General features: G+C 51.6%; 3 rRNA genes (1 of these 3 running past the window's edge). All 3 read right to left on the bottom strand.

Annotated features, from left to right (window positions below):
* A 5S ribosomal RNA gene (rrf, locus tag PGH26_RS16145) occupies positions 1-107 on the bottom strand.
* A 79-nt stretch (positions 108-186) separates the two neighbouring features.
* A 23S ribosomal RNA gene (locus PGH26_RS16140) occupies positions 187-3,099 on the bottom strand.
* 394 nt (positions 3,100-3,493) lie between these two features.
* A 16S ribosomal RNA gene (locus PGH26_RS16135) occupies positions 3,494-3,634 on the bottom strand; it runs 1,411 nt beyond the window's last position.
* The 16S, 23S and 5S rRNA genes sit together here, the layout of an rRNA operon.

The raw sequence follows: 3,634 nt of genomic DNA, 5'->3' as shown, positions 1-3,634 counted from the left end.
CGTCCTACTCTCACAGGGGGAAGCCCCCTACTACCATCGGCGCTGAAGAACTTAACTTCCGTGTTCGGTATGGGAACGGGTGTGACCTCTTCGCCATCATTACCAGACAACTTGAGCTTGTTCGCTCAAAACTGGATAAAACCAACATTGATGTTTCAAGACAGCCTTACGGCTCTTCACTTATATTTGGGAAAGTCCTCGATCTATTAGTATCTGTCAGCTCCACATGTCGCCATGCTTCCACACCAGACCTATCCACCTCATCATCTTTGAGGGATCTTACTTACTTGCGTAATGGGAAATCTCATCTCGAGGGGGGCTTCATGCTTAGATGCTTTCAGCATTTATCCCGTCCACACATAGCTACCCAGCGATGCCTTTGGCAAGACAACTGGTACACCAGAGGTGTGTCCATCCCGGTCCTCTCGTACTAAGGACAGCTCCTCTCAAATTTCCTGCGCCCGCGACGGATAGGGACCGAACTGTCTCACGACGTTCTGAACCCAGCTCGCGTACCGCTTTAATGGGCGAACAGCCCAACCCTTGGGACCGACTACAGCCCCAGGATGCGATGAGCCGACATCGAGGTGCCAAACCTCCCCGTCGATGTGGACTCTTGGGGGAGATAAGCCTGTTATCCCCGGGGTAGCTTTTATCCGTTGAGCGATGGCCCTTCCATGCGGAACCACCGGATCACTAAGCCCGTCTTTCGACCCTGCTCGACTTGTAGGTCTCGCAGTCAAGCTCCCTTATGCCTTTGCACTCTACGAATGAAACCTTTGGGCGCCTCCGTTACTCTTTAGGAGGCGACCGCCCCAGTCAAACTGTCCGCCTGACACTGTCTCCTGCCCGGATCACGGGCAAGGGTTAGAAGTCCAATACAGCCAGGGTAGTATCCCACCATTGCCTCCTCCGAAGCTAGCGCTCCGGTCTCTCAGGCTCCTACCTATCCTGTACAGGCTGCACCGGAATTCAATATCAGGCTACAGTAAAGCTCCACGGGGTCTTTCCGTCCTGTCGCGGGTAATGCGCATCTTCACGCATATTATAATTTCACCGAGTCTCTCGTTGAGACAGTGCCCAGATCGTTACGCCTTTCGTGCGGGTCGGAACTTACCCGACAAGGAATTTCGCTACCTTAGGACCGTTATAGTTACGGCCGCCGTTTACTGGGGCTTCAATTCGAAGCTTCGCTTGCGCTAACCTCTCCTCTTAACCTTCCAGCACCGGGCAGGCGTCAGCCCCTATACGTCACCTTACGGTTTTGCAGAGACCTGTGTTTTTGCTAAACAGTCGCCTGGGCCTATTCACTGCGGCTCTCTCGGGCTATACACCCTACCAGAGCACCCCTTCTCCCGAAGTTACGGGGTCATTTTGCCGAGTTCCTTAACGAGAGTTCTCTCGATCACCTTAGGATTCTCTCCTCGCCTACCTGTGTTGGTTTGCGGTACGGGTACCTCCCACCTCGTTAGAGGCTTTTCTTGGCAGTGTGAAATCAGGGACTCCAGGGTATACACCCCTTGCCATCACAGCTCAATGTTGTAGAAACGGGATTTGCCTCGTTTCACACCTCACTGCTTAGACGCGCATGACCAACAGCGCGCTCACCCTATCCTTCTGCGTCACCCCATCACTCAAACGGTGGGGAGGTAGTACAGGAATATCAACCTGTTGTCCATCGTCTACGCCTATCGGCCTCGACTTAGGTCCCGACTGACCCTGAGTGGACGAGCCTTCCTCAGGAAACCTTGGGCATTCGGTGGAAGGGATTCTCACCCTTCTTTCGCTACTCATACCGGCATTCTCACTTCCAAGCGCTCCACCAGTCCTTCCGGTCCAGCTTCAACGCCCTTGGAACGCTCTCCTACCACTGACACCAAAGGTGTCAATCCGCAGTTTCGGTGATTCGTTTAGCCCCGATACATTTTCGGCGCAGCGCCACTCGACCAGTGAGCTATTACGCACTCTTTAAATGATGGCTGCTTCTAAGCCAACATCCTGGTTGTCTGGGCAGCGCCACATCCTTTTCCACTTAACGAATACTTTGGGACCTTAACTGGCGGTCTGGGCTGTTTCCCTCTCGACTATGGACCTTATCACCCATAGTCTGACTCCCAAACATAAATCATCGGCATTCGGAGTTTGTCTGAATTCGGTAACCCGGGATGGGCCCCTAGTCCAAACAGTGCTCTACCTCCGAGATTCTAACGTTTGAGGCTAGCCCTAAAGCTATTTCGGAGAGAACCAGCTATCTCCAGGTTCGATTGGAATTTCACCGCTACCCACACCTCATCCCCGCACTTTTCAACGTACGTGGGTTCGGGCCTCCAGTAAGTGTTACCTTACCTTCACCCTGGACATGGGTAGATCACCTGGTTTCGGGTCTACGACCCCATACTCATTCGCCCTATTCAGACTCGCTTTCGCTGCGGCTCCGCATTCTCTGCTTAACCTCGCATGGAATCGTAACTCGCCGGTTCATTCTACAAAAGGCACGCCATCACCCATTAACGGGCTCTGACAACTTGTAGGCACACGGTTTCAGGATCTATTTCACTCCCCTTCCGGGGTGCTTTTCACCTTTCCCTCACGGTACTGGTTCACTATCGGTCACTAGGGAGTATTTAGCCTTGGGAGATGGTCCTCCCGGATTCCGACGGAATTTCACGTGTTCCGCCGTACTCAGGATCCACTCTGGAGGGGATGAATTTTCGGTTACGGGGCTTTTACCCACTCTGGCGGACCTTTCCAGGTCGCTTCGCCTAACTCATCCTTTTGTAACTCCGTATAGAGTGTCCTACAACCCCAGGAAGCAAGCTTCCTGGTTTGGGCTTTTCCCGTTTCGCTCGCCGCTACTCAGGGAATCGATTTTTCTTTCTCTTCCTCCGGATACTTAGATGTTTCAGTTCTCCGGGTCTGCCTCGTATTTGCTATGTATTCACAAATACGTACCATCCTATTAAAGATGGTGGGTTTCCCCATTCGGAAATCTTCGGATCACAGCTTACTTACAGCTCCCCGAAGCATATCGGTGTTAGTGCCGTCCTTCTTAGGCTCCTAGTGCCAAGGCATCCGCCGTGCGCCCTTTCTAACTTAACCAAAAAGTTAACGTTCTTCTTTCAATCAGCGATGATTGAGAAGAAAGAACACAAGAATCGCTGTTCGGCTCACTATAAATAGTGTCCGACTCGGTTGATTGTCTTGATTTGTTGCTTCAATGTTGTTTTATCCAGTTTTCAATGAACAAGTTTGAAGATATTCATCATAATCCAGCTCCGACTCCCTGATGCTCGAGATCATAAGCCAACTCGTCTACGTGGCAAAAATCGCCACTTCGTCGATCTGTCTTATGCTTGTCGCATCAAAACGGTCGTCTCCGCTTTTTGATGAACCTTCAAAACTGAACGCAAAATGTCAACGTAAGAACCAAAGGTTCTTTTCCGAATGTGCAGCTTCATCATCACGAGGATGTTCCACTGACATATATCCTTAGAAAGGAGGTGATCCAGCCGCACCTTCCGATACGGCTACCTTGTTACGACTTCACCCCAATCATCTGTCCCACCTTCGGCGGCTAGCTCCCCTAAGGGTTACCCCACCGACTTCGGGTGTTACAAACTCTCGTGGTGTGACG

The sequence above is a fragment of the Sporosarcina jeotgali genome (assembly GCF_033304595.1).
GTDB classification, from domain to species: Bacteria; Bacillota; Bacilli; order Bacillales_A; family Planococcaceae; genus Sporosarcina; species Sporosarcina jeotgali.
This window is presented reverse-complemented; position numbering and strand designations above follow the sequence as displayed.